Source organism: Croceibacterium atlanticum (assembly GCF_001008165.2).
GTDB classification, from domain to species: domain Bacteria; phylum Pseudomonadota; class Alphaproteobacteria; order Sphingomonadales; family Sphingomonadaceae; genus Croceibacterium_C; species Croceibacterium_C atlanticum.
This window is the reverse complement of the sequence record NZ_CP011452.2, coordinates 272,879-299,225: the sequence shown is the minus strand read 5'-3', so window position 1 is coordinate 299,225 and position 26,347 is coordinate 272,879. Positions and strand designations below refer to the sequence as shown.

The 26,347-nt window shown below is 57.1% G+C and carries 19 protein-coding genes and 2 pseudogenes; 5 read left to right on the top strand and 16 right to left on the bottom strand.

All coding sequences use genetic code 11. The features are described from left to right. Window positions 1-303: 303 nt before the first annotated feature. The 5 genes from WYH_RS01480 to WYH_RS01460 all read right to left on the bottom strand — a co-directional run bounded on the left by WYH_RS01480 (window position 304) and on the right by WYH_RS01460 (window position 4,671). Window positions 304-1,479, bottom strand: a complete 1,176-nt coding sequence (locus WYH_RS01480; RefSeq protein WP_046902419.1) for a TolB-like translocation protein — start codon at window positions 1,477-1,479, stop codon at window positions 304-306. 148 nt (window positions 1,480-1,627) lie between these two features. Further along, window positions 1,628-2,485 (bottom strand): glycosyltransferase family A protein, encoded by an 858-nt coding sequence (locus tag WYH_RS01475; RefSeq protein WP_169780669.1) that lies wholly within the window; start codon window positions 2,483-2,485, stop codon window positions 1,628-1,630. Continuing rightward, complete coding sequence (locus tag WYH_RS01470; protein ID WP_169780667.1) at window positions 2,427-3,686, bottom strand: O-antigen ligase family protein; 1,260 nt, start codon at window positions 3,684-3,686, stop codon at window positions 2,427-2,429. The genes WYH_RS01475 and WYH_RS01470 overlap by 59 nt, the downstream gene beginning before the upstream one ends. 41 nt (window positions 3,687-3,727) lie before the next feature. Continuing rightward, window positions 3,728-4,210, bottom strand: coding sequence for a glycosyltransferase (locus WYH_RS01465; RefSeq protein ID WP_046902416.1), 483 nt, complete (start codon window positions 4,208-4,210; stop codon window positions 3,728-3,730). After that, on the bottom strand, window positions 4,207-4,671 hold the full coding sequence (locus tag WYH_RS01460) for a glycosyltransferase family protein (RefSeq protein ID WP_046902415.1): 465 nt from the start codon (window positions 4,669-4,671) through the stop codon (window positions 4,207-4,209). Before WYH_RS01460 ends, WYH_RS01465 begins: the two co-directional genes overlap by 4 nt. 397 nt (window positions 4,672-5,068) lie before the next feature. Here WYH_RS01460 and WYH_RS01455 point away from each other — a divergent pair, with 397 nt between their 5' ends. Together WYH_RS01455 and WYH_RS01450 are read left to right on the top strand one after the other, a co-directional pair. Beyond that, window positions 5,069-6,433: an oligosaccharide flippase family protein gene (locus tag WYH_RS01455; RefSeq protein ID WP_046902414.1), complete on the top strand. Its 1,365-nt coding sequence runs from the start codon at window positions 5,069-5,071 to the stop codon at window positions 6,431-6,433. Further along, window positions 6,430-7,374: a sulfotransferase family protein gene (locus WYH_RS01450; protein ID WP_053833331.1), complete on the top strand. Its 945-nt coding sequence runs from the start codon at window positions 6,430-6,432 to the stop codon at window positions 7,372-7,374. The genes WYH_RS01455 and WYH_RS01450 overlap by 4 nt, the downstream gene beginning before the upstream one ends. Here WYH_RS01450 and WYH_RS01445 read toward each other — a convergent pair. From WYH_RS01445 to WYH_RS01410, 9 genes and pseudogenes are all read right to left on the bottom strand, one after another. After that, window positions 7,371-9,758 (bottom strand): hypothetical protein, encoded by a 2,388-nt coding sequence (locus WYH_RS01445; RefSeq protein ID WP_156320036.1) that lies wholly within the window; start codon window positions 9,756-9,758, stop codon window positions 7,371-7,373. The genes WYH_RS01450 and WYH_RS01445 overlap by 4 nt on opposite strands. A 228-nt stretch (window positions 9,759-9,986) precedes the next feature. After that, window positions 9,987-11,168: a hypothetical protein gene (locus WYH_RS01440; protein ID WP_156320035.1), complete on the bottom strand. Its 1,182-nt coding sequence runs from the start codon at window positions 11,166-11,168 to the stop codon at window positions 9,987-9,989. 411 nt (window positions 11,169-11,579) lie between these two features. Beyond that, window positions 11,580-12,650: pseudogene (locus tag WYH_RS01435) on the bottom strand (IS3 family transposase). 175 nt (window positions 12,651-12,825) lie between these two features. After that, window positions 12,826-13,491 carry a class I SAM-dependent methyltransferase gene (locus WYH_RS16385; RefSeq protein WP_082347724.1) on the bottom strand — a complete coding sequence of 222 codons (666 nt, stop codon included), beginning with the start codon at window positions 13,489-13,491 and terminating at the stop codon, window positions 12,826-12,828. Window positions 13,492-13,547: 56 nt separating this feature from the next. After that, window positions 13,548-14,279, bottom strand: a pseudogene (locus tag WYH_RS16380) (IS3 family transposase); the annotation flags it as partial. Between the two features lie 249 nt (window positions 14,280-14,528). Then, window positions 14,529-16,676, bottom strand: a complete 2,148-nt coding sequence (locus tag WYH_RS01425) for a GumC family protein (RefSeq protein WP_053833329.1) — start codon at window positions 16,674-16,676, stop codon at window positions 14,529-14,531. 75 nt (window positions 16,677-16,751) lie between these two features. Further along, the gene (locus WYH_RS01420; RefSeq protein WP_053833328.1) at window positions 16,752-17,372 is read right to left on the bottom strand and encodes a polysaccharide biosynthesis/export family protein; all 621 of its coding nucleotides are present in this window, start codon (window positions 17,370-17,372) and stop codon (window positions 16,752-16,754) included. Between the two features lie 150 nt (window positions 17,373-17,522). Continuing rightward, complete coding sequence (locus WYH_RS01415; protein WP_169780665.1) at window positions 17,523-18,830, bottom strand: O-antigen ligase family protein; 1,308 nt, start codon at window positions 18,828-18,830, stop codon at window positions 17,523-17,525. Window positions 18,831-19,014: 184 nt separating this feature from the next. Continuing rightward, window positions 19,015-20,403, bottom strand: coding sequence for an exopolysaccharide biosynthesis polyprenyl glycosylphosphotransferase (locus WYH_RS01410; protein ID WP_046902407.1), 1,389 nt, complete (start codon window positions 20,401-20,403; stop codon window positions 19,015-19,017). 630 nt (window positions 20,404-21,033) lie between these two features. On the opposite strand from WYH_RS01410, the gene purF reads away from it, so the two are divergent. The 3 genes from purF (at window position 21,034) to WYH_RS01395 (ending at window position 23,683) form a co-directional block, all read left to right on the top strand. Further along, window positions 21,034-22,512: an amidophosphoribosyltransferase gene (purF, locus tag WYH_RS01405; RefSeq protein ID WP_046902406.1), complete on the top strand. Its 1,479-nt coding sequence runs from the start codon at window positions 21,034-21,036 to the stop codon at window positions 22,510-22,512. Beyond that, window positions 22,512-23,234, top strand: coding sequence for an SDR family NAD(P)-dependent oxidoreductase (locus WYH_RS01400; RefSeq protein ID WP_046902405.1), 723 nt, complete (start codon window positions 22,512-22,514; stop codon window positions 23,232-23,234). Before purF ends, WYH_RS01400 begins: the two co-directional genes overlap by 1 nt. A 104-nt stretch (window positions 23,235-23,338) precedes the next feature. Further along, a complete protein-coding gene (locus tag WYH_RS01395) occupies window positions 23,339-23,683 on the top strand; it encodes a PilZ domain-containing protein (RefSeq protein ID WP_046902404.1) in 345 nt (114 codons plus the stop codon). 4 nt (window positions 23,684-23,687) lie between these two features. On the opposite strand, the gene WYH_RS01390 is transcribed toward WYH_RS01395, so the two are convergent. Both WYH_RS01390 and WYH_RS01385 read right to left on the bottom strand, forming a co-directional pair. Then, window positions 23,688-24,923, bottom strand: a complete 1,236-nt coding sequence (locus WYH_RS01390) for an SAM-dependent methyltransferase (protein ID WP_046902403.1) — start codon at window positions 24,921-24,923, stop codon at window positions 23,688-23,690. Window positions 24,924-24,963: 40 nt separating this feature from the next. Beyond that, window positions 24,964-26,346 (bottom strand): cryptochrome/photolyase family protein, encoded by a 1,383-nt coding sequence (locus tag WYH_RS01385; protein WP_046902402.1) that lies wholly within the window; start codon window positions 26,344-26,346, stop codon window positions 24,964-24,966. Window position 26,347: the final 1 nt, after the last annotated feature.

Below are 26,347 nucleotides of genomic sequence, written 5' to 3'. Positions count from 1 at the left end.
AGCTGCCCACCATACCGCTGACAGAGCAGGCCATTGTAGACCGCCAAGCGAACAACCATCTATTTTTGCGCCCCGCCCAATGCTTTCGAGGAAGCGTCTCGAACGGCCCGGCCTCGCGAACCTGCCGTTTCACGGCTTGGGTCGCAAGGCCCTCCTACTCCGTTGCTAACTTGGCCTGACCGAGCCAGGTTGACGCTTATCTTAAGACAAAAACTTCTCCCGAATGCTATCCGGAAGTCGGTACAATGCCTGTCAGAACCGCAGTTAAACATGCTCGCTATTAGCGGTTGAAATTAAACCTCTCTATACAGCCAGCATGTCTTCCAACCGAGTGAGATATACTCCTCGCGTACCATCAAAATTTGCATTAAACGTTGCGAGAGTTCCAGACCTGTCCCAGGCAGGATGGAGATCGATCCGCCACTCCCGCGCCGGTCCGAGGAAGTTCGGAACCGCTGGAACATCGCACAAGGTTTTGTGCCCCCCTGTTAAGCAATCTAGCAGGCGGATCGGCGAACTACCGTCGCCTTTGCTCACCCGCTCGTGGGGATAGGCATCGGTAAGGAGATACCTTCCATCCTTGCTAAACGTCGGGTGGCCTGAACCATACTGGTCGCCGAAGATTATCTCACGGTCTGCGCCATCGTAACGAAACCGACCGAATCTCAGCGTGAAGGCATTGGGGAACGAGCGGATGCCGATCTTCCTAAGCAGCTTGGACCGAACCCGATCAACGAGCGGAAATCTCACATTGGGATTCGTGACCGAGAGGTTCATGACGATATGCTCATCATCCGGACACCAAGTCGGATGATGCCCACGCCCCCAGGTCTCAGGCGTCAGGCAAAGATGGACTTCGCTACCGTCCGCGCTGATAGTCAGAAGATAACGACCGCCATCTCTGCCATCAACACCTACCCATTTCACAACAAACAGGATGCGCGAGGCATCACTGTTCCATTTCGCGTGGAAGCCATAAAATCCCCCACGTGATAGATCTCTTCCTTCCGCCATCTGCGGATATAATTGCACTATTCTAGCAAGAGATAATAACAACTCGGACCTTCCGGTCACGAGATCGACGACAAACAATCCATCATCATCCGGTGCGCCCAGATTGCGGATCGGAGTGGGCACGTTCGGGCCGTAACCCTTTTGAACGAAAGTGAACTTTTCCTGTGAACAGGTCACCGCCCGCGTGCCACAGGAGGATACCATATAGACCGAATCTTTCAGGAGAATTTCGGCGCCAGTTAAGGGGTTTACTATGGCAGCGAGAGCCTTTTGCCCGTCATTGCTCATGCGGTTGAAGAAGAGCTGATCGTCAGTTGCTCCCCATTGCACCTGGGCGCCGAGTTGCTGGCTCCAGGCTGCGGTCTCGGTGCTGTAGACCACGGTACCACTCTCGACTTCGGTCACGACCACGCGGGCCGTTTCTCCCGGTTTCGGGATGCGGTCGACATCAGCAAATTCCGTCAACGCACAAAGTCTGCCAGACGGGCTGATCGGACTGGTATCATAATATCGTTGCGTCGCAGCTACGCCCGTCCGGCTGAGCCGGCGCAACGGAAGCGGACAATCCCGAAGATCCAAACCAATTCTCCTGATGGCAGCGCCTGTGCGCCGCTTATTTCCATCCTAGACGACGCTTCACCTTGCGCAGCACGTAGCCTTGGAAATAGGCGCGGAGGTCAGGATTCTCCAAGCGCGGCTGGCGGTTGTGGCGTGCCCCAAAATACCCTTTGAGGTATTCCTTGGCAGCCCCCAAACGGCCGTGCCGCGCGAACTTCGCTCCGCGAATGAGAGCATATATCGCCGTATTGCCGCGAAAATATGCGGAGGAGCCATAATAGCGCTGCTTTGAACGCGTACCGACCTCACGGGCCCGGAAAACTGCCTTATCGATCACATGCGCCTGCCACCCATCCAACTCGGCGCGGGCGAGTGACAGGGTGTCGGCTGAGGGGCCAATAATATAGCCGGACTGAATCATGCACCGCCCGCGCCACAATCGGCAACTGCCGCGGACCCAGTCCACAGCATGAAGAGACGCACGTCCATCGCCTTCATCCACGCTCCTGCCGCTGGCAATGCCGAGACGCTGATTATTGTCGAAAGCTCGCGCCAGCGTTGTGTAATAACCAGGGTCGGGAAAGCTGTCGGCGTCGAGAATGCCGATCAAATCTTCCTCCCCCAATTCTATCCTGGCAAGGATTTCCTCGAAGCCCCGGTTCACGATACGCGCATATTTGGCCCCGAGCGCATATGCGCCGGTTTCGGTGTTCTCATTGAGGACAATCAACCGCTCGACATTGGAAGGTGCGGTCCGGCGCGCCAACTCCTCGCGAGAGCCATCAGTCGATCCGTTTTCGACGATGACCCACAGAGTAATGGGATGGTCCTGCCCAGCGACCGAAGCAAATAGCCTATCGATATTGTCGATTTCGTTTCGCAGCGGCGTTGAGAGGAAAATTCTGCGATTCACGTTGCCACCTTCCATTAACCTTCGACAGCAGGACAATCATCGTGATGAGCACGATCATGACCGGCGTCGAAATGAGGCTGTTGCCTGCGAGCATCGGGCCGAAGAATATCACCAGCCCGACCAGTTTCGCGCCGGCGCGAATGACGGGGCGAACAAGCATTCCGTACACGAGCACCAGCCCGATCAATCCGTACTCAACGAACACCCGGACGAAGTCGGAATGAGTATCGCGCTGCATGAACGAGAAAACACGATGCCCTTCGGTGGTGGCTCCGCCGCCTTGACCGAAGGCGATGCTGGTCGGCCCGTTTGCCACATGGCTATCGACTATCGCCAACCAGTAGGACAAGCGCCAGGCAAAGGATCCCTGGTTCCCGAATTCATGTCGGCTGGACCGGGTAAGCATCGTCCCGACATCGAAACCCTGCAATTTTTCGATCGCAAGTTGGCCGATTGGCGAAAGAAGCAGACCTATCGCGACGACGATACCGAAGAAAGAGAATGCAACTCGCTTGAAATTGGGCCGGACGCTGATGGGAATTGCCGCCAGCCCGGCGACGAGAACCAAAAGTCCACCGGAACTGCGTGAAGCAACGATCAGCCCCCCGCACAACGCAATCAATAGCCAGAAATGCGTCATAGTAAAATTACGAGCAAATTTCAGATATACGAGGGCCACGGCCGTACTAGCAGAAATGTAACCCAAATGGTTTGCATGCGGCAGGATGCCGGAAAAGCGCTGCACCTCCGCAGCATCGACGATACTGAACCAGCCCGTGAGCAAATATACGGGGTAGAGGCAGGCCATCAATACGAGAAAGAGGGTCATCACCCGAATCAGTTCATTGATTCGCATCCGTACGGCCGCTGCGGCGATAACCGCGAAGGATGCAAATCGCACCGCCTCTTCGATCTGCACTGTTGCAGGTATTGGCGAAGGCAGAATGGTCCGAAGGGCAGCGTAGGCTGCTGCCACGAAGAACGCCCCGGCGAAGCCGCCGATGGGAATGCGTCCCCCGCGAAGCTCCCCCATTGAAATGGCGAACAGCAAGCCGGCGGCTACCCCGGCAAAATTTTGTACGGTGGAGGCCAGGAGAACAAGCAGCAGGCCGAGCGTCGGGTATAGTCGGACAGCATCCGGCCCCCGCCGATCTGTACGTGTGCGGGAGAGCCCGGCAGGGGCCTGTGCTGTGATATTCACGTCAGACATTCCCTGCGCCCATCGCCGGAAGCGTCCAGCTATTATCGCGCAGCATCACCGAACACTTCCCTCCGCACGGCCGAGATCAGGCCGTCTCGCGCCGTCGCTGTCGAATTTCGCATCGCGGCAAGCCCTGGATCGCGAAGGTGGCAGCACATTTCGTCCACGCTCTCCACAATATGGATTCCGACAGTCTTGCGCAATTGCGCCACGGTTGCCAGTTGATGATCGTTCCGATGCTCTCCCAATGCAGCGCGGCGAGGCATGAGGATCAACGGCTTTTCCATCTTCAGACCGGTCAGAATGGTGCCTATACCAGCATGGGCCACCACAATCCTGGCGGCAGCCATCCGTTCCGCGAATTCGGCGGGAGACAGAAAATCCACCCAGGCGAAATTCGCCGGGCGATATCCAGCCCCACCGATTTGCCCGAACACCTCTTCATCGATCTGTGCCGCGGCTTCGTCCAGTGTCATCAACAGGCGATCGAAAGGCAATTGCGTGCCGAGCGTAAGGAAGATCACAATACGCTTCCCCGATAGTCCGGCCGGCCGTCATGCGCGAGATGTTCCCATTGGGTCAGCACACGATGCGCAATTTGCATGGCAAGCCTGCCACTGAGCGACAGGTTTTCGGAATTGGCAATACTGTCGATCCAGATCGTGCGTGCACCGAACAGCCGCCCCCATAGCAGGCAAAGCAGGCCCGGAGCAGCGCCGGTCGATATCACCAGATGGGGGCGGAGCCGGAACACGATGATGAATGTTCTGACAAGGCAGCGCAGCGTATCGAGCGGGCGGGTCTGGTTACAATCCGGCACCGCCAGGAATGCAGGCAGTTCGTGACAGTCGGCCTGTCGGGGATCGGTACAGACAAATGTTGTTGCAGCCCCTTCGAAAGCCGGGGACAGCAGCATCAGTTGTTCCCAGTGTCCGCCGGTGGAGGCGACGGCCAGAACACGGCGTCCGGCTTTGCGTTCGACCATTATGAATTTAATCTGCCTTGTTCGAACCGAAGTCAGGGCGTGCTCCGATTAATTCATGCCGCTTTTTGATGCTCCAAGAGCTTCGAAACAAGCTCCACATTGGGTTCATCTAACGAATTGACGGCCCAGTTCAACCTCGGGTCATCCCCTTACCGCCTGTTACGAAAAGATCAAACATCAGGAACCTAGGCGCAGTTGCAGGCCCGCAGCAATCCCAGGAGACCAGTATGGAATGAGAGTTTGCGTTGTCCTGCCTGCTGCCGGAACGGACCAATACTCTTGCCACAGCCTGCGCCCACTGCCAGTTCAGCGCCTGTGGCAACAGCCTGCCTGAACCCACCCTGTGCATGGAAACTACCGGCCGCAAACGCCTTTACGGTCTTGATGGACTGAACTGATGAAAAACCCACTTTTGAAGCGCGTTAGCGGTACGGCGATGGCCAAGATCGGCCAAGCCGGCTTCGGCCTGATCCTGGCCCTGGTATTTGCACGCGTGTTCGGAGCGGATTCTTTCGGGGTTTACGCCTACGCCACCGCTACCGCCACGCTGGTTGCGATCTTTTCCCGGTTCGGCTTTCACGTCCATATTGTCTATGCGATCAATCGTGCGGAGGCGGAGGGGCGCTCGCACGAAGTGGGAACAATTCTCGTCACCGCCTATCTGGCAACCACGGTTCTATCCGTGATCGGTGGGCTGGCTCTATATGGCATCGGCTCTCTCTTTCCCGCTTGGGAAATGTCGGACGCTCTTGGGTATGGCGCCGCACTGGTCGCTTTGACCGCTTTGGTCCAGTTGGCTGGCGGCGCCATGCAGGCCCTTGGGCGTGTGGTTTTGGGCACAAGCCTGGAGGGCATTATCAAGCCGGTTCTGCTCCTTGGGGCAGTGGGCGTTAACCTGCTATTCGCGACACCGCAGGAGATCGGGTATGAAGGGCTACTCAACGCCTTCGTGATATCCCAAACGATTCTCGTAATTGCATCCACTGCACTTGTTGTGTTCTGGATTAATAAAGAAATAGGCGTTTTTACGATATATCCAAGGTTAGCAGGGGGGCATATTAAAGAATCGTTCCCATTTCTAATGACTAATGCTATGAGTAGACTTTATCAGGATGCTGGTCTCGTAGCAGTTGGGATAGCCTTTACTCCTGCAGCCGTTGCGATGTTTCGAGTTGCGGCACAGGTCGCTTCGCTTATTCCCTTTGGTTTGCAGGCCTTGCAGATCGTGCTGCGGCCTAAAATCGCGCGGATGTATGTTTCGGGCGCAACGGAGCGGGCTAAGTTGCAGCGTCTCATTACCAGATCGACCCGAATTCTCGCCTTGGTACAAAGCCCGGTGATGATCGCCACGGTATTATTCGCACCGCTACTGATGGGTATTTTTGGTGATGAGTATGTAGCCGGCGCTATGCTACTTACGATCCTGGCTATTGGGCAGTGCCACAGCATACTTTGTGGACTGAATCTCGACGTTCTAAGCATGACCGGCAAGTCGGCAATCGCGGCCAAATGGTCTTTCATCGCGCTGGTGATCGTGATCGCACTAATGTGGCCGCTTATGCTGCTGTGGGGAAGCGTCGGTGCAGCAGTCGCAGTGTGTGTGAGTAGAATCATCTGGAACACGGGACTGCTGGCTTCAGCTGTGCGCCATACTGGGTTGCACACCAGCGTGTTTGGCGTGTTGCCGTGGTTCAGCCAAACAAAGGATATCGATATCGAAGGCCCCGATGCCGGGACGGCGCGGGATAAGGGCGCCGCATGACTCACGGTCGAAACGTTTTCATCGGAGGGTGCGACCGGTCGGGAACGACGATGATCGCCTCGATGATCGGGGGGCACTCGCAGATTGCGTGCCTGCCGGAATCGCATTTCATTCAGGAGTTCGCAGAAACCCCCCTTCCTCCGGCACAATTGCTGCCCAAAATACTCAATCATCGCCGTTTCGAGCTTTGGAAACTTGGATTGGAAGAGGGAACCGTGCAACGGCTCTCTGCGCTGCCGAATTTTGCTACGCTGGTCGCGGAACTGGCAAAAATCTATTGTCGGCAGCAAGGTTGTGAGAGCGTTCTTACCTGGGTCGAACACGCGCCCCGAAACGTGGGGAGCTTTCTTCGACTGAAAGAGCAGTTTCCCCATGCCCGCTTCATTCACGTCATTCGCGATGGCAGGGCGGTTGCGGCATCGTGGCTCGACCAGGATTGGGGGCCAAGACATGTGATAACCGTGGCCGACACATGGGCGCTACGTATCGCGCAGGGGCTGGCAGCAGAATTCGCTATCCCCGACCGTGTCCTGCGTATCCACTATGAAAGCGTGGTGGCGGATCCCGAAGCGGCAATGCGAAAAGTTGCCGCATTCATCGGCGTGGAGTTCGAGCGCGAGATGCTCGCGGCGCGTGGTTTTGCCCTGCCGAGCCACTCCCGCAAAACGCACGAGTTGCTCACTGGCGAAACACAGGACGGGGTAGGAGTCTCCCGGGAGCGAACAGAAACCTGGAGACACAAGCTCACTTCCCGCCAGATCGAACTGTTCGAGCAACGCACGGGAGATCTGCTGCCGTCACTGGGCTACGGCCTGACGACTACATCTCCGCCTGGCCCCACTCGATCGGAGTCTATCGGAATGCTCTGGGCAGAGTTCTTCGAAAGAGCGAAAAACATCCCGGTTAGAAACAGACGGCACGGGTTCAGGCTATTCCGCTAGGCAGATGCCAGCAATATACCTTTGACATCCCTGCCCGACAATACGCGCAGCCTGTCATCCTCCACGCGTTCCAACACGAGGAATTGTCCGTGGCCGCTGTCGTCGATGCCGGCCAGGGATGTTTTCCCTCCCGGCGCGGGTAGCGGGAAGTCGCCGTGCCCCGCGGCGCCGAAGGCGAGCTGCAGTTGCTGCCCCTCGCGCATGTTCCCGTTGGTCAGTGTGAACTCATTGCCCGCAAGGTTGGCCGGGATAAGGGCGAAGCTGCCTCCGCCGTCATCAGGATGCTGCAGGAAAACCGGGTCCACCAGTCGGGCGTTGAGCAGCCCTGCGCAGCGCGCCTCGCGCGTGGTACCATCGGCAGCATATCGAGCGACCGAAGCGAGATGGATCTGCGGCTGGTGTAATTCCGCCCACCCGTTATGCCGAGGTGTCAGGTTCACGATCGGATTCTCACCGCTGACCGCTGCCCGATCGTTGACGACCGGAGCATAGGCCGTGAGGAATACCGTTCCTTTCGGCCAGCCGCCATTCGCGCCGTCGCCATAGGCATTGATGCGGGAAAAGCTGCCACCCGTCAGGAGGTAGCGCCCGGGGGCGTTGGTCCTGATCAGACCTAGCGTGTCGGCGAAAGCCGGGCTGGAGGCATTGCTGTTGCAGCCACTCAAGCTGACATTGACGGCGATATCGCCACGCTCGTCCTCTTGAAAGAATATCCGGTCATGATTGGCGCCGGTGTGCTCGATATAAATATCGAACGGATCGTCGGCGAGCGCGGCATTGAAGCTGCGACCGGTGAAATCATACTGATACTGCACATGGCCGATGACGTTGCGGATCGAAATCCGCTCCGGCAGCGTGAGGCGGGCGGGATCGTCGCCACGGGGGCCACCCTGGAAGCGGGTCGGTTCGAACCGTAGAAAACCCGGCCCTTCGACGCGTAGCCCGTCTATGTCGATCCATTTGAACCAGGTGTAATCCACCGGGGAACCATCCGGCTTCGGATTGTCCGACCCTCTGGCCACCTGGCGCATGAAATGTATGGTGTCGGCCTCTTCGTCATCTCCGACAGGATATGTCCGGACGGTCAGATTGCGGACAAGAAGACCGCCATCGCAGAAACCTCCGGTATCGACACGTGAAGATATCACGGAAGCTTCCCGTTTCAGGCGCAGCGGCGTTGCCTGCTCGACAGTGCAATCCAGCAGCTCCAGATCGCCCATCATGGAAGCTAACACACCCCAGTAGCCGATCGTGCAGCGAACCAGCCGCATCCGATACTGCGTGGGGCGGTGGCTATCGTACCGACTCAGGTCGCAATCCACGAAAGTCAGGTCACAATTGTCATTGCCGCCAGATGCCCCCCAACCGTCACCAATCGCGATCGCGCTCTTGATAGTCAGCCCGCAGGTACGTTGGTTCGAAAGGGCGTATAGGCTCTCCCGACGACCGCTGCCGTCATGCCGGCCGACCCACGGAACGCTGGGTGAGGAAATGACCGACAATGCCGCATATTCATTGCGCATCAGATCGGGGTTATCGGGGAGCTCGCCCGTAGCCATCAGGAAATGACCGCGCTCAATATCGGCACGGGTCATTCTGTTAAGAATATAAGGGATCTGAATTCCGCGTTTGTCAGTAGCTCGCGGACCAGCCTTTCGGATGTCGAAGGTGGGTAGTACCACATGCTTGCGGCGGCTCGCCAGCGGCCGAAGCGTGATCTTCATTATACTTGCTTTATCTATCGTGTATTTTAACGGATACTTCAGAAAACCTTCGCGCGAAGTGATATTAATGACGACTTCGGTCTGCAGCTTTCCCCGATAGCTATACATTGGCCGGCTCGTCTCAAGGACTACGAGCTTATCGTTAGTTTCGGGCAGATCGGCCCAGCCGGAAAGCACCCGATTTCCCGCTTGCAGATCGCCATCAGTCAGCCGCTCCACCACATCATCGCCTGGGAGATGTTCCTTCGGATCACCTTCATCATCGGCCAACACGAAGGCTCCGGTCCAATTGTCCACTATGACAGTCAATCGCGACATGTCCGCATCGGTAGCCAGCAAGAAATCCTCGCTCCCGGTCAGGCGTATTGAGCCACCCGGCGCCCATGCTTCACCCTTGATGTTGTTCGCTGCCGCCAGCATTTCAGCGAACGCTGCATTGCCTGGCCGCTCCCCGGTAAGGTCAGCCCCGGTATTGGCTAAATTGATCCTGCCATGAAGCGCGCGCTCTACGTTCCCGCAGTCGATCCCGACTAGCGCTCCTCCCCGAGCCGAGCGCAAGGCCTCAGCCGTCACCTCCTCGTAAAGTCTGTCTGAACCTGCTTCAGTTCGCCTGTAAACCGTCGCCACCCCCCCTGCGGTGTCAACGATCTTGAAGATCACTCCGGCTGCCACAGCGCTTTCGGCGACTTGTAATTCAACGTCGACAAAGAGAGACTGCGCCGGCTCCGCATCCCCGCCCCTCGCCGCGGAAGACTGTGTTGCGACCACTTGCGGCAATGCGGCGGCACCGACAAGCGCTCCCATCGCCCCTCTGCGAGTGGTGCTATCCCGCGTCATAGCGCGCCAATCCTCGTGCTGTGGGAGAAGGTGCAGGCAAGGTGTGCGATCTTAGATGAAGGAAATCCGGTCAATCTGGATGTTCAATTCGCGGTTTCCGAAGCCACGGGCAAGCCCCAAGACCTCCAGCTTAGCAAAATCACAGGAAAGTGGCCTTTCCGCCCGATACAAAAGGCTCCCATCGTCCTGTTCCGCCGGAATGAATCTTACCTTGTCCGTAGGTCGGTCTGCGCAGGAAACGAAAATCTGCGCCGAACGCTCCAGGACAGCGCTGTCACCGTCACGGCTGGTCAAAAGCAGCTGTGAGATGTCCAGCCCTTGGGGCCTGAAGAACTGCCGAAGGAGCAAGGGATTCCCCCGCCCATCCCACCGAAGATTCAGAAACGTTTTGTCGCCCGCACTGACCAAGCGCGAATTGATACCTGGGCCCGACGTCACGGTCCATTCGAAGGGGTGCGAGCCTTCACCAGACCTTTGAACCGCAAAGGCAAGGGTAAAGTCGGGGTCTACCAGCCCACGTTTATCTGCTTTGACAGGAACGGATCGCTCGAAAAGGCTGTAAGCCTCTTCGAACAGCCCCCGATCGACCATCGCTGACAGTCCGGAGCGCAACTGGTTACGACCGACTGCGATTTCCGCATCCATCAGATCGCCAAGCAAAATGCCGTGAGCGCGAAGCGCTGCTTCGCTTTCCAGTCCGCTGCTGCGCCCGAAGAAGCGCCCGGCCCAAGGAGGGTTACTACGCAATGCGCCGACCAGCCATCGTCGCCCTGCAGGATCTTGCTCCGCCGCCAACATAAGGCTGATCAGTTCATCACTATACCTTCCGCGCCTTAGAAGGCCGTCGGATCGTTCCATGATTTCCCTTAGGTCCTGGCCCTCTAATGCCTCGGCAAGCAGAAGCTGTTGAGCCGCAGTCGATCGCCAGCCGAGATTGGCGAGTAGCGGATAGCCCTTCGCACGTTCTGAACCATCTTCAGACAGGATCAAAAACTGAGCGAGCAGTTTCTGATCAAGCGGCGCGGAAGCGAGAGAAACGGAAATCGACTGGCGAAGTGACGCCTGCTTATCGGCATTTACACCAAGATCGCCAGCAACCGGAAGCCTTAGGGCCGACAACTCGCTGCGGCGAACCTCATCCGCAACCACCCAAACCAATAGCCCTATGACACCCAGAGCTAAAAATACAGAAGACAAAGTCTGAAAATTACGTATGTTTGAAATGTTTTTCAATTATTATCTTCCGCTAATTTACTATTGCAATAATTATAAATTACCTAATTCACTGAATTGTTTATTTTCATTTCTTCAATAAGAAAACTGTTATAATTTATACCAAAGCTAATTTTAAGACCAATAACCAATCGCAGGCCGCCACCGGACATGCGCATCGATTGTACAAGCAAGGCCACAGCCAGCGTAACGGGCTTTGCTGCATCGACGGGTTTCAGTTGAGGCGGGCCACCTCAAAAAACGACATCGAAGTACCTTTCGCTTACCCGGGGTCAATCCTTCAAATTTTGTGGGGACGAACAATTCCATAAGTTTAAGACTTATATCTACACTCCGCGCAAGCCCTACACATGCAAACTTAGTTTCACCTTGCCAAGTAGTCGAGCATAGCACTGTGAGTAGCCCTAGATTCTAGACGCCTTCGGCTTTCAAAATCCTCTGCCGTTCGAGCTCGACAGGCAACAGCATCCCGTTCCTGACGTGCTTGCGCACAGGATTGTAGAACATCTCGATATAACCGAACACGTCCTGTCGTGCTTCCTCGTGGGTTTTGCAGGTCCGGCGCCGAATGCGCTCGCGCTTGAGCGAGGAGAAGAAGCTCTCGCCATCGGCATTGTCATGGCAGTTACCGCGCCGGCTCATCAAGTGCTCAAGATTGTGTGCCCAGATGAAGGCAGTCCAGTCCATGCCGGTAAACTGCGAGCCTTGGCCTGAGTGGATCGGCACCGCTGCTTGGGCTTGCCCCGCCAGACCGCCATGGTCAGCGCCTGCAGGACTACATCGGTGGTCTGCCGGCTCTGCATCGACCAACCCACCACGCGGCGGGACGGGAATAGAGATCGATCACGACAGCCAGATAGGCAAATCCTTCCAAGATGGGGGGATGTAGGTGATCTCTGTCACCCAGGCCCGGCCTGATGCAGCTACGTCGAACTGGCGATCCAAAGCGTTGTTGACTGCCAGAGACAATTTGCCGCCATAGCTGCCAGCCCTGCGCTTGTAGCCGATCTGCGCCTTGATGCCCGCCAAGCTGGTCAGCCGGGCAACAGGTCTCGCCGCGATCCTGCAGGTCATCGTGTAGCTTGCGGTAGCCATAGAACTTGCCACTGTCGTTCCAGGCCCGCCGCAACAGCTCTGTCTGCCGAGCATCTTCCGTGCCCGCTGGGTTCAGCAGGCTCTTCTACCAGGCGTAGAAACCGCTCGGTTGCACGGCGAGGCAACGGCACATACCCACACCGAAACGATCACGATGCTCGGCAATGAACGCGTATCTCACTTTGCATCTCGAGCGAAATATGCGGTGGCTTTTTTAGAATGTCGCGCTCCTCGGTTACCCGATTCCACTCGCGCTTCAACTGGCGGAGCTCCACGTCCTTGCCGGCATCGCCAGACACCACCTTCGCCAGTTGCCGCTTCCAGGCACACAGCGAGCCGCTCGGAAACTTCCGCTACCGGATACCCGCGCTCGGTGATCTGAGCCACCGCACCACGTTGGAACTCATCGCTGAATTAGGCTTCCGCATCGTCTTCTCTTGTCCTCAAAATTAGGACAGAAGGCGTCCAGAAATCTAGGGGCTACTCACAGGACATAACCAGACAACAGAGCGTCCTTGTAAACCGGGCCGAAACTGAAGGATAACTTGGATAACGTCTGAACTCAGAGGGCCCAAGGTCGCTTCACAGCAATAAGCGATTTTGTTAGACCAAAAAATCGCTCAGCATGAATAGTCGCGTCAGGAAAGAGGTGAGCGAATTCTCTACGAGTCAGGAGTTCTGCACTGCGGAGTTTTGTGATCGCCTCTTCGAGGGTGTTTACCCTTTCCCAGTGGCCAAGCCTATGGCGTAATAGCAGGCGGGCCGAAATCGCATCAGGCATCCAATGAAGGAGTGGTGTGCGCGCATGCGGCTCGTATGGAAACCAGAAATTGGGAGTTTGCACGAAGAAACCTGTGGCGACACGTCTAACCTCGTTCGCAAATGCGCTGAAACGCTCGCGCCCCACATGCTCGATCACAGAATTGGAATAGGCAAGGTCAAAGCTATCGGTTTCGACATCATCAAGATGGGTCGCATCCCCGCGCCTCACCGTAACCTTGTCAAACGTTGCGTGCGCATGGCTTGGATTTAGGTTGACACAAACAACGTCTAACTTCTGCCAATCGACGTATGAATCCCATGTTTGCCAGTATCCTGTCGTTCCTCCGACATCGATCACACGGCACCTGCCTTTTTCGTCAGCAACCTTGTAGGCGATTTCTAAAAAGTCTCGTAATCTTTTGGCTCTAAAGCGATTTCCTGTGGAGTTTGGACTTGTATCCAGCATGATGTTTTCGCCTTTCTTCTGCAACCGACGTGAACCACAGCCTCCCCCGGCTGGGATTAGAGCCGTGTGGTGGTTTTGCGCATGAGCGCCGTTGAAGCAATGGGCTGCGCAGCGGAGCCCGCAGAGGGGAGCGGAACAGACTATGCTTTTACAGTTAGGCAGAGGATGCCGCTGAGGTTACGTATCCAAGGGCCAAGTGCGACCGCTCGCCGTTGAAGTCTTCAACCCAGACAGTGGTCTCGCGAGGGAGAGCAACTCCGTGCCGTTGTCGCTGACGATCAACCAAGGCTTGCATCGCGTCGCGATCAGCTCGGTTGGTTCGCGCACACCCGGCGCACGTCGGAGATCATCGTGTCCGGTACCGTTGCCAGGTACTTCTTGGTCTCGTTATCAACCACGTTGAGCACCCTGGACCGCCGATCCGGACGCCATCTGGTCGTGCACGAAATCCAAACTCCAGTGTCGCTTCGCCAGCTCGCGCCACTTCTCTCTCAGTTCAGCATCGTCGGCGCGCGTTGAGCAGTAGCGTACGCTTTTGCTATCGGCATCCACGACACGGCTCACTCATCCCACGGCAGGCCCGGAAATGAGCCACAGCTTGCCGCTTGGCGGAGAACGTCCACTATTCGACACAAAGCCTGGCCCACACCCACATCCGCCAACAGCGATCAGCTTAGCCCCTTCATCGGCCGAGCCCCCGACACCTCAATTCCGCAGTGCTTAAACTCCCAGTTGGAGCTCGTCGTTTTCGGAAACCCGTGCTGCCGATCCAGATCCGCGGCCTTCGCGCTGCCTCCTCTTCCTAGAGCACACCGATGATCTACTCCTCTAGAAAGTCGTTATGCTTCATCTTGTCCGCCTTTCAACAGGGCCGGATTTTAATCGAACGTAGGGAAGTATAATGGGGGCCACGTCAAAGCAGTGCACTGGGGCTCCTTTCAGCGTTCTTGCCCAAGCCGGCCTGCCGGCTTGAAACGGAACAAATTCCTGATTTACGGTACGCTAAAGCAACCCAAATATTAGCCCACGATTTTTAATTAATTATCCCCAGCTTTATACTGGTAATCATAGGCATAGTAATAACTATAGCCCGCTTCTTTGGGATCAAATTTCGTAAGAACCGCGCCTAGAATGCTGCCACCGCCGTGACGTAACCTTTCCATGGCTGATCGCAATGCAGAGGAAGACGTCCGGGCAGACTCGATAACGAAGATCGAACCGTCAGTTGCCGAACCGATCTCAACTGCGTCCGCCAGAGCGAGCAATGGCGGACTGTCAATCAATACCACGTCGTAAAGCCCCTCAAACTTCCGCACAATCTCCCTGAATGTTTGCCCGGCCAACAACTCCGTCGGATTGGGGGCGATACCCCCGCTCGGAATAACACTTATCCCCTCAAACTCAGTTTTCTGAATAACCTCGTCCGCCGTTGCGTTATGCGTCAGCAAATTAGACATCCCGCAAGCATTATCGAGATTAAATAGATGATGCTGACGAGGCCTCCGCAGATCGAGATCCATTAACAGGACAGTCTTTCCAACCCGGCCAAGGGCAAGCGCAGTGGCGAAACAAGCTGACGACTTGCCTTCACCCTGCTGCGCACTTGTGAACATAAGACTGTTAGGCAAACCGTTCGAGGAAGAAAGCATCAGGGACGAACGAATAGATGAAAATGCTTCAGATATCGTCGTCTTGTTGTCTTTAGCTTCTTCGGCGACGTCCACTCCACCCTTCACAAACGGAACAACCCCAAGCACCGCGACCCCGACCTTGCGAGTGAGATCGTCAGCCGTTCGGACCGTATCGAAGAATTGCTCGCGGCCAAAAACGAATGCACCAGCAAAAGCGATTCCACCCACCAGCGATAGAGCGAGATTCAATGGAATGTTCGGCACGACCGGCTTGTCCGGAATATCCGCCCGATCCACGATTGCGACGTTGTTTGCCTGCACGCCAGCTTCGGCATTGAGTTCATTGAAGCGCTGCAACAGAAGGTCGTATAGTTCCCGATTATTGTTAGTCTGTCTCTGCAATATACCCAATTGAACAGACTTCCCCTGCTCGTCTAGAGTATCGGTCTTTAACTGGGCTATCTGTGCCTCTAGGGCCTGCTCCTGCTTGACTGCAGCTCTATAATTACTGTTAACGGTCTGACGTATACCAACAGCGATATTGCTTATTTGCCGGTCTATTTCGTCGATGCTTGCCTTCGCCTGCTTGACGACAGGATGATCTTGCCGGCGACGCTGAAGCTGTTCTTCATAGGACGCCTGAAGCTTCGCCCGCTCCTCTAGAAGACGTTGGATTGCAAGGTTGTTGAGGACTTCCGGCAAGGCCATCACGGGCTGGCTACGTGTTTCATTCCATTTCTGCTCAGCCTCAATCCTTCGCGCCAAAGCTACCGCATAGGCCTCATTGAGCTGTACCAAAGTCGCGGTAACGAGCGAGCTGGGACCAGAACGGCCCGTTTCACTTTGCGCTGCATTGCTTGCATCAATCACACGCGTGTTGCGCGCATATTCAAGCGCCTGACGTTCAGACTCGGCAAGCCTCGCAGCCGCTTCATCCAATTGCCCTTTGAGAAATTCGCGTGCGTAGGCGGAAGTATCGAACTTCCGCTGCAAGTTCGATCGTATGTAGTTCTCCGCATAGCTATTCGCAATTTGCGCAGCCAACTCGGGATCGGGACTGTCAAACGTGATAGACGCGACCCGCGAGTCAACAGGCAGAGCCACTCCAAGATTCTCGGAGAGAGTCTGGATAACCTGCTCTCGTTTCGCCTGCTCTGCGGTTAGCGCACCGTAAGCCTCCACCTCGGGATCGTATCCCATCGCAACCAGAAAATCCGGATCGTCGAAAAACCCAAGGTCTTCAGCAATTGTAATGGTCAGTGATCGACTGCGAATGACATCCAGTTGGGTTTGAAGAAAGCGGTCAGAGTCCTGAATGGCCGCTGTCATATTGGTATCTTCAGTGCCCAGAATCTTGGCGGCTTCCTGATCGATCTGAACGGTCGCTTTCGCCCGATAAACCGGGGTAGTCAGCAGCGTAACGAGCACACCAAGGACAAGAGCACCAATTACGATTCCGCCGATCCAATAACGTGAGCGATAAATGGCCGCCCACACGGCCCCGAAATCAATGTCACCAAGAAGGGAGCGGTCGTCATCGCCACGTTCGATCATACGTGGACTGTCTGCACCAATGAAATTCTGCCCAGCCGAACTCATAAAATTACCCAATCTGTCCAAGCCTTAACATCAGTCCAGCCGCACAAAAACCGTCGCAAGAAGTGGCGACACCTGCAGGAAGTCCCTGAAGAGCGATTTCGCAAAGGAATTTCCTACAACAACAATATCATTGCCCAGTATTTCAGGATTGGGCTGCAACCCCTTCCGAATATCCGACAAGTCAAACCGCGCAGCATATACGCCATCTTCCTGACGACGAAACACGATTACTTCATTCAGCTTTGCGGTTTGTGTTGGCCCTTTTGCCAGTGCCATTGCCTGCAGCAACGTCGTGGGGCCCTCAATCTCAAAAACGCCGGGCTGTGTGACCGCGCCTTCAACGGTAACCTTTTGCGATGCGGAACGCGAAACGATAACCGTCACCTGCGGATCAACCAGGTACTTTTCCCCCAGCCGGCGACCGATATCTTCGGCAAGTTCCGTGCTCGTTTTTCCGGTTACGCCAATACGGCCGATCAACGGAAACAGAATATTGCCGCTGGCGTCTACAGGCACTTCCTCCAGCGACAAGTCAGGCTCCTGGAATACGCTAATCTTCAGCAAGTCCAGAGGCCCGATGCGATACTCCGCGGGGCGAGAAACTGCCGAAGGGGCAGGAATCACATCATAGGCCGCGCCTCCGGTCGGCATATTGGTCGTCTTGCAACCAGCCGAAAGGCCAACTGCAAGTACGAAAGCAAGCCACCTAAGACGCAAAACCCAGCCTCCTTCTCACTGACTGATTTTCTTTTGACTGATGCCGCGCTCTAGCAACCTGCCAACGCACGGCAAGGCTAGCATTCATCCCAAGCCTGATTGCGTATCTTTCACGGTGCACCAATGCGCCATGACCTCAGCCAAGACTAGAGCGAGAACGCAAAAAATGGCTACCGTCCTCATGGGATAATCAACGATCGAGTGCGTTGCGACGAGAAGAGGGACAAGGAGCAGCAAGCCTGCCGGCCGCTCACCCGACCAAGGCCGCAAGCGAGAAACCGCCAACACAAACAGGACAAGAGCGAACAGCAGCAACACCCCTGCCGCGACCCCCGCTTCCAGAAGAAGCTCGAGATAATCATTATGCACATGATTAACGTATCTAGGGTCAACAAAAACAAGTGGCTCATATGCGGCATAAATTGGCACGAACGTTCCTAAGCCCGAACCAATGGGAAAATTATCTTTAATTATTTGCCAGCTTACAACCCAAAAATTCCAACGCGCGTCGGTTTCCACCGTATCGTACCTTTCAAAAAAATTGGCCACGATATTGTTGGATGACATAAAAGTCAGGGCGATCAGCGTAGCACCGACCAGCAAACCTAAACCCAACACTTTCCGCTTCCGCTGCCTTGCCAGAATGCGATAAACCAGCACTGCGGTCACAACCATGAAGAGCGCCACGCCCGTTCGAGAAAACGTGGCGAGAATTGCCCCGCCAACGAGTATGAGCAGCAGCGTAACGATCAATGGAGCCCGCGAGGCAAGACGCCGGTCAGTTTCAAGCAAATAGGAAAACCAGATCGCTGACATACAAAGAAACAGGGCCTGGTGATTACGGTTGGCAAAAAAGCCGAGAAGATACTGCCGATGAGAAGAATCGTAAAAATTGAACAACGCCCCTCGTGATCCGAACTGGAAAACACCGATAACGATCGCGAGCAGGGCGACGCTCACAACGATGACCCCGAGATAACGCCTCTCACGGTCTCCTAGAGTAATCGAAGCAAGGAAAAGTGCGAATGCAGGCACCAGGGACAACCAGGCCGCGAGGGTAGCCATTGGGTCCAGACTCAACGGTCGATATCGCTGACCCGCCCCGACAAGATCGAGAATCGCCGTAGCCGTTTCACGGCCAGGAAAACTCCGCCAGACTGAAGGTGGCAATGGGATCAGCTGCACGAGCGGAAGAACCATCACGAGGACCGCAAATAGACGGAACCAAAACGGAAGCTTCTGAAAGGCAGCCAACGCCCCATGCCAGACTGCCGCCGCCAGCAGAATTGCGCCTGCTAGAACGATTGAATCGAAGCGAAGACCTATCCGGTTTGGCGCCCCTCCAAAGATGAGCATTCCAGCGAGCACAACTGCTGCTAAGCCCAGGAGCACTGGCTTGTCTATCCGGCCCGACCAACGGTCGCCGCCGATCGCCCGGCCATGCCTTGACCTGCGAACCCGCCTCACGCTTTTCGGCTTTCGATTTTGGCAGATCCACTGCAGGTGCCCGATATCGGCACTGGATTGAACAACACGACTAATGAAACTCCGGGATGCGCCTACTTATACCAAATAGTCAGAAGGCGTTGTCATGAACAAGAACGCCGAAGGTTTTCACAATTATCTTCAAATCCAGCCACAAACTCCAGTTCGAGATATATTCCAAGTCGGCCTGCAGCCTGTCCGTAAGGTCCCTTTCCTGATCCGTCGCGCCGCGAAAACCGCGCACTTGCGCCAGACCGGTAAGCCCCGGTTTCAGCACATGGCGGTTCCAGTAACGTCCGTCGATCTCCCAGAACAGCTTTTCCCCGGCTTGTGAACCCAACGCATGTGGACGCGGGCCGACCAAACTCATGTCACCCCGCCATACATTGAACAGCTGCGGCAATTCATCGATACTTGTCCGGCGTATGATTTTTCCAATGCGCGTTGTCCGATCATCGTCGCGCGAAGCCGAACGCAACCCATGAGCGTCACTATGCGCCTCGCGCATTGACCTGAATTTATATATCCAGAAAAAGCGATTACCCCGCCCCATGCGCTGTTGCCGGAACAGGATCGCCCCGCCGTCCTCAAGCTTGATCAGCGCCGCTACTATAATGATCAACGGGGAGAGCAGCAGCAGCGCAATGCTGCTCAGGCAGACATCCAGCATCCGCTTGGTCGCACGCGCCCGAATACCCAAAGGTCTGGTTGACACGACAATCGTAGAAAATCCTCGCTCGCGCTTCATCTCGAAGGCGCCGAGCTTTCGAAGCGATTCCGATACGAATTCGCCCTGCACGCCGGCTGATCGCAAAAGCGCAGCCCACCTGTTCCGCTCCTCAGGGCGACAGCAGATTATGACGCGGTCCATATTCTGAAGATATCGCCCGACACGGTCGAGATTCAGCGGGTCGGTTGCATCAGGCGAGAGCCCGTGTTGCGCGGCATCAATGCAGAAGGCGTGCTTCATATCGATGGAGGGACCATCATCATGAATAACCATGGTGTTGGTAAGTGACGGACCCACAAAGCGTTTCACCAGCGAGATCACCACAGAGCGCGAAAGCAGCATCAGGAGCAGGCTAAAGGCACTGCCAAAGGTGAAAACAACGCGGGAGAAATTGTCCGAAGCCTTCGCGTAGAACATGATGAAGAGCAGGCCGACAAAGGCAATTGCAATCGTGGAGATGCATTTGCGCGCCGCCCTTGGAAAGGATGTGTTGATCTGCGGACGATAAAGCCCGCTCTGCACACCAACGACAAGGAATACCGGCCCCATGAGCATCGCACTGCGGGCCGCATATTCGGACAGCGGATCGCCGTAATACAACAGACCTGTAAAGCCGTAACCGACAACTATCGTAATGATGTCGAGAAACATCAGGCCAAGTACAAGCCGCAGGCGCACCTGCTCCAGCGACGGAGCAAGCGGTCGTTCGGGCCGTGCACTTAACGGCAGATGGTTTAACTGGAAATTCATTACGCTTCCCGCCTTGTCGGTAAGCTATAAGCTTATGAAAATCATTGCACCACACCCTGCGCAGAACCACTAGCCTGCAAGGTCGGCAACACACGCCAGCGAGGATTAAAAATCAAGGATATCCTTTTAAATCCGTCCCCTATTTGCGATGGGGAGAGGCATTTTCCACAGCCGCCGCCGATTTCCGACACGGCGGACGACTTGAAAATCTCCTGCTGTATTAAGCACCCGGTTATACCATTCGTCGTTCCCCACTTGATAGAAGAGCCGGCGATCATCTCTTGATCGGCGTTTACTTCAATACCCCCACCCAGCTCCGGCCGAGTTATCTGAAAGATCCGAATTGGAGGCACCTGAGGCTGTGCTTCGCCCTACCCCCTCCTGTCGCTCGCCCTGCTGGCGAGGATAGTGCCCGCGGGGTCGGGAACGTAAATGAGCGCGCCGATCCGGCAAACGGACGACTCGATTGAACAAGGGGGATCAGTGAACCGTCATTCCGGCGGCGCACCTTCAGACAGTGTTCCCGCGCCCCGGGCAGTGGCAGCTTTTTGAGGTAAGGGCTGCAACGTCCTTGTAATTTATGCTCGCAACGGCCATTGGGGCGGCGCGCCCGGCGACCCCACGAGACATATGAATTTTACCCATCCTTTCCTAGATGACGATGGCGACAAGCTGCGCGAAGAGTGCGGCGTGTTCGGCGTCATCGGCGCCAGCGAAGCTGCCGCCGCCTGTGCCCTTGGCCTTCATGCCCTGCAACATCGCGGGCAGGAAGCGGCCGGCATCACCAGCTTTGACGGCACGGAATTCTATACCCGCCGCGGCCTTGGCCACGTGGCGGAGAATTTCTCCACCGGCGAGGCAATCGGCGAATTGCCCGGCCACATGGCTGTCGGTCATGTCCGATATTCCACGACCGGCGGGACCGGCATGCGCAATGTGCAGCCGCTCTATGCCGATCTCGCCTCGGGCGGTTTCGCCGTCGCGCACAATGGCAACATCTCAAACGCATCCAAATTGCGCCAGGAACTGGTCAGCAAGGGCGCGATCTTCCAGTCTACCTCCGATACGGAGGTGATAATCCATCTTGTGGCCACCAGCCGCTATCCCACCATGCTGGACAAGCTGGTGGATGCGCTGCGCCTGGTGGAAGGCGCCTATGCGCTGATTGTCACCACGCCGCGCGGCATGGCTGCCTGCCGCGATCCGCTGGGCATTCGCCCGCTGGTGATGGGCCGGCTTGGCGATGCGACCGTATTTGCCAGCGAAACGGTGGCTCTGGACGTGGTCGGCGCCGAATTCATCCGCCAGGTCGAACCGGGCGAAATGATAGAGGTCGATTTCGACGGCAGCATGCGCAGCCATCGGCCCTTCGGCGACAGTCCGGCGCGTCCCTGCATTTTCGAACATGTCTATTTCAGCCGTCCGGATTCGATCTTTAACGAGCGATCCGTGTATGAATCGCGCAAGCATATCGGGGTCGAACTGGCCCGTGAGGCGCCGATCGAAGCTGATTATGTGGTGCCCGTGCCGGACAGCGGCGTGCCGGCGGCAATCGGTTATTCCCAGCAATCGGGCATTCCGTTCGAACTCGGCATAATCCGGTCGCACTATGTCGGGCGTACTTTCATCCAGCCTTCGGACGGGGCGCGGCATGCAGGCGTGAAGCGCAAGCATAATGCCAACCGACTGCTGGTGGCGGGCAAGAGAATCGTCCTGATCGACGATTCGATCGTGCGCGGCACCACGAGCATGAAAATAGTCGAAATGATGCGGGATGCGGGTGCAAAGGAAGTGCATTTCCGCGTCGCCAGCCCGCCCACCGGCCATGGCTGCTATTACGGTGTGGATACGCCGGAACGGTCGAAACTCCTTGCCGGTCGCATGGATGTCGAGGCGATGTGCGCCTTCATCAAGGCGGACAGTCTGGCCTTCGTTTCGATCGATGGTCTTTACCGCGCGGTCGGCCTGCCGGGCCGGACCAAGTCTTGTCCGCAATATTGCGATGCCTGCTTCACGGGGGATTACCCCACCCCGCTCACCGACCTGGAGCAAAGGCACGCGGCCGAGGCGCAGCTGAACCTTCCCGTCGATCCCGATCCGGTGTCCTGATGGCAGAAAGCAAACCTCTCGAAGGGCGCATTGCGCTCGTAACCGGCGCCAGTCGCGGCATTGGTGCCGCAACGGCCAAGGCGCTTGCCGCCGCAGGCGCGCATGTCGTGATCACGGCCCGCAAGGTCCGCGATCTGGAGGCGGTGGAAGATGCAATCCACGAAGCGGGCGGCACGGCCACCATCGCCCCGATGGATCTGACGGAGAGCGATTCCATCGCCCGCCTTTCCGCCGCGATTGCCGAACGTTGGGACCGGCTGGACATCCTTGTGATCGGCGCGGCCATGCTGCCCTCGCTTACCCCGGTCACCCAGATCGAGGCGAAGCCGTTCAACCAGGCGCTGACGCTGAATGTGCTTGCCACGCAGGCTCTTCTGGCCGCCTTCGACCCGCTGCTGAAACGCAGCAAGGCCGGCCGCGTGATCGGCCTGACCAGCTCGGTCGGTGCCACGCCGCGCGCCTATTGGGGTGCCTATGGCGCCACCAAGGCCGCGTTCGATACGCTGCTTTCCTGTTACGCGCAGGAGGTTGAGCGGATTTCAGAAACGCGGGTGGCAATCCTCGATCCAGGGGCGACGCGCACGGAAATGCGCGCCCGCGCCTATCCTGGCGAAGATCCGCAGACGGTGAAGGCGCCGGAAACGGTGGCAGACCACATCATCGAAATGCTCCAGCGGGACTGGCATGGGCTGATCCGCGAAAGAGTGGAAAATCCGGCTTAACCATTGGCGGAAAGCCATCGATAACCAGTTCCAGTGTTTTTTCCGCCAAGCATGACCCTGCGGGAGCCATGCTTGGTCCGGAACCCACCTGACTGGAACGCCCTATGAGCCTGCAAAACGCACTTGGTAGCTATGGCATTGCCGCGCAGGAAGATCGCAGCGCGCCCCGCACAAGGGTTGCCATTCCTGCGCGATTGCGCGTCTCTGGCGGTCGGCCTTTCCAGACGGTGGTGAACGATCTGTCCCTTTCGGGCTTTTCGGCAACCTCCATCACGCGGCTGCATCCCGGTTCGGTATGCTGGCTGACCTTGCCGGGGCTGGAATCGCTGCAGGCCGAAGTCGTGTGGTGGGAAAACAATGCCTGTGGTTGCGCTTTTGCCCGCCTGCTGAGCCCGGTCGTGCACGACCACATTATCGAACAGGCCCGCGCCGGCCGGGTCGCGGTCTGACGATTCAGCTCTTTACCAGCGTCACCTGGCTGACCGTGATGCCATTGCCGCGAAATCCGCCTTCGCAATACATCAGGTAGAAACGCCAGAGATCGCAGAAATTCGCATCGAACCCTTCGGGCAGGCGCTTCTGCCTCACGGCTTCGTTGAAATTTTCGCGCCAGCATTTCAGCGTTTCGGCGTAATCCAGCCCGAAATCTTCCTGATCCTGCCAGGCCAGCCCCCGTTCCTCGGCCAGGCGGCGGAACTCGCTGGTATTGATCAACATGCCGCCGGGGAAGACATAGGCCTGGATGAAATCGGCATTGGCGGCATAGGCATCAAAGAATGCTTCCCGAATGGCGATGAACTGGATTGCCGCCCGTCCGCCCGGCTTCAGATTACGCGAGAGGCAATCGAAAAAGGTCGGCCAGTATTCCCGGCCCAACGCCTCCACCATTTCAACGCTGACAATGCCATCGAACTGGCCATCGACATCGCGATAATCCTGCTTGCGGAAATCGACGCCCGGATGGCGATCCCGCGCCCATGCCAGCTGTTCATCGGACAGGCTTATCGCCGTCACTTGCGATCCTGCCTCGGCGAAATGATTAGCCAGAGCGCCCCAGCCACAGCCGATTTCCAGCAGCGTTTCCGGCTTGCCGAGCCGGTCCGCCAGGCGCTGCCACTTGTTGCGCTGCCCTTGTTCCAGGCCACCGGCCCAGAAATTATAGGCGCTGGAATAGCTCATCGTGGGGTCGAGCCAGGCGCCGTAGAAATCATTGCCGAGATCGTAATGCGCCTGAATGTTCTTTTCCGCCTGCGTCCGCGTATTGCGGTTGAGGCCGTGCAGCAGGCGTGAAACGAAGCGCCACGGCCCCTTTGCCCGGCCGATATTGCCCAACGCTTCGCCATTGGTCATGAACAGGGCGAAGAGCGGAACCGGATCCGGACTGGTCCATTCGCCCGCCTCCCACGCCTGATACCAGCCGACAGATCCGCCGGTCGCGAGCCGCAGAAGAGCACGCCAGTCGATGATCGTCACCTCAGCTTCGAAGCCCGGGGCACGGCCGCCCAGTTCGCGCGTGGCCCCATCGGGCAATTGAGCGCAGATGCGGCCAGTTTCCAGCCCGCAATCTATCCGGTCGAGTATCTTGTGAAACCCGGGCGCGAAGGCACGTGCGAGCAGGCCCGGTATCGATCCGAACCTGCGCCCCCCTTCGAGCAGCACCTGCCCCCTATGTGCGCTCCGTGTACTCATGCCTTTCTTATTAGCGTGACGTCACGACGCCGCAAGCCGGTCAGGACTTCCAGTCCCCATGAATGGACAGCGCCCGATCGCGCGCTTCACGGTGCCCTATCAGCTTTTCCGCATAATCCGCCGGCCGCAGCAAACCCTCGGGATCGTGGATTTCCTCGTCAGGAAGATCGGCCAGTTCCGGCACCCATTCGCGAATATAGGCTGCCGCGTCGAATTTCTCCGACTGCGAAAGCGGGGCCATGATTCGCACGAACATCTGGCTGTCCACGCCCGTGCCGCTGACCCATTGCCAGTTCGTGCCATTATTCCCGAAATCGGCATCCACCAGCGTATCCCAGAACCATCTTTCGCCATGCCGCCAGTCGATCAGCAAATGCTTGATGAGGAAACTGGCCGCAATCATGCGCACCCGGTTGTGCATCCAGCCCGTGGCCCAGAGCTGCCTCATCCCCGCATCCACGATCGGATAGCCGGTGCGGCCCGTTTGCCATGCGCGCAGATCGCCGGCCGCATCGTCATCGCTATCGGGGTCGCGCCAGGGAAAATTGTCGAACTGTTCGCGATAATTGCGCAGCGGATAATCCGGGAACTGGCAGATGATGTTCTGCGCAAAATCCCGCCACACGATCTCCCGGCGATAGCTTTCCACCCCCTTCCCCCGGCGCCCGTCAAATTCATGCCAGACCTGCGCCGGCGAAAGCTCCCCGAAATGGAGATAGGGGGACAGGCGCGATGAACCGTCCAGAGAAGGCAGGTTCCGGTCGTCCTCATAATCGGCGACATGATCGAGGAAGAATTCCAGCCGTTCATGCGCGGCGTCTTCCCCGACATCCCATGCCTTGCGCATTCCGCCTGCCCAGTCGGGCGCGGCCGGCAGCAGCCCCCAATCCGCCAGATCATCGCTTTCGGGCCAGCTTTCGGGGTTGGAAAGGCTCACTTCCGGCAAGGGATCGCGGGGCGGCATGTGTTGCAGCAACGCTTTGTAGAACGGCGTGAAAATCTTGTACGCCTCGCCCGATCCGGTACGCACGGCACCGGGCGGCATCAGGTAATTTCCATCCTGCAGACTTAGATCCACTTTGCCCGCCAGTTCCCTCTCCGCTTCCTGCCACCAGGGTTCGTAATGGCGGATGGCATGGATCGCCCCCGCCCCGGTTTCCGCGGCGATCCGGCACAATTGTTCCACACAATCGCCGCGCCGCAGGATCAGGCGCGAATGATGGCGCCCCAGCCCGCGAGAAAGCGCATCGAGCGAATGATGCAGCCACCAGCGGGAAGCGCCGCCCATTGCATGATCGCCCGGCCGATCGTCATCGAGGACATAGACCGGAATAACCGGCCCGGCCTGTGCGGCGGCGTGGAAAGCGGGCTGATCGGCCAGCCGCAGATCGCGGCGCAGCCATACTATTTGCGGCAGGGACATC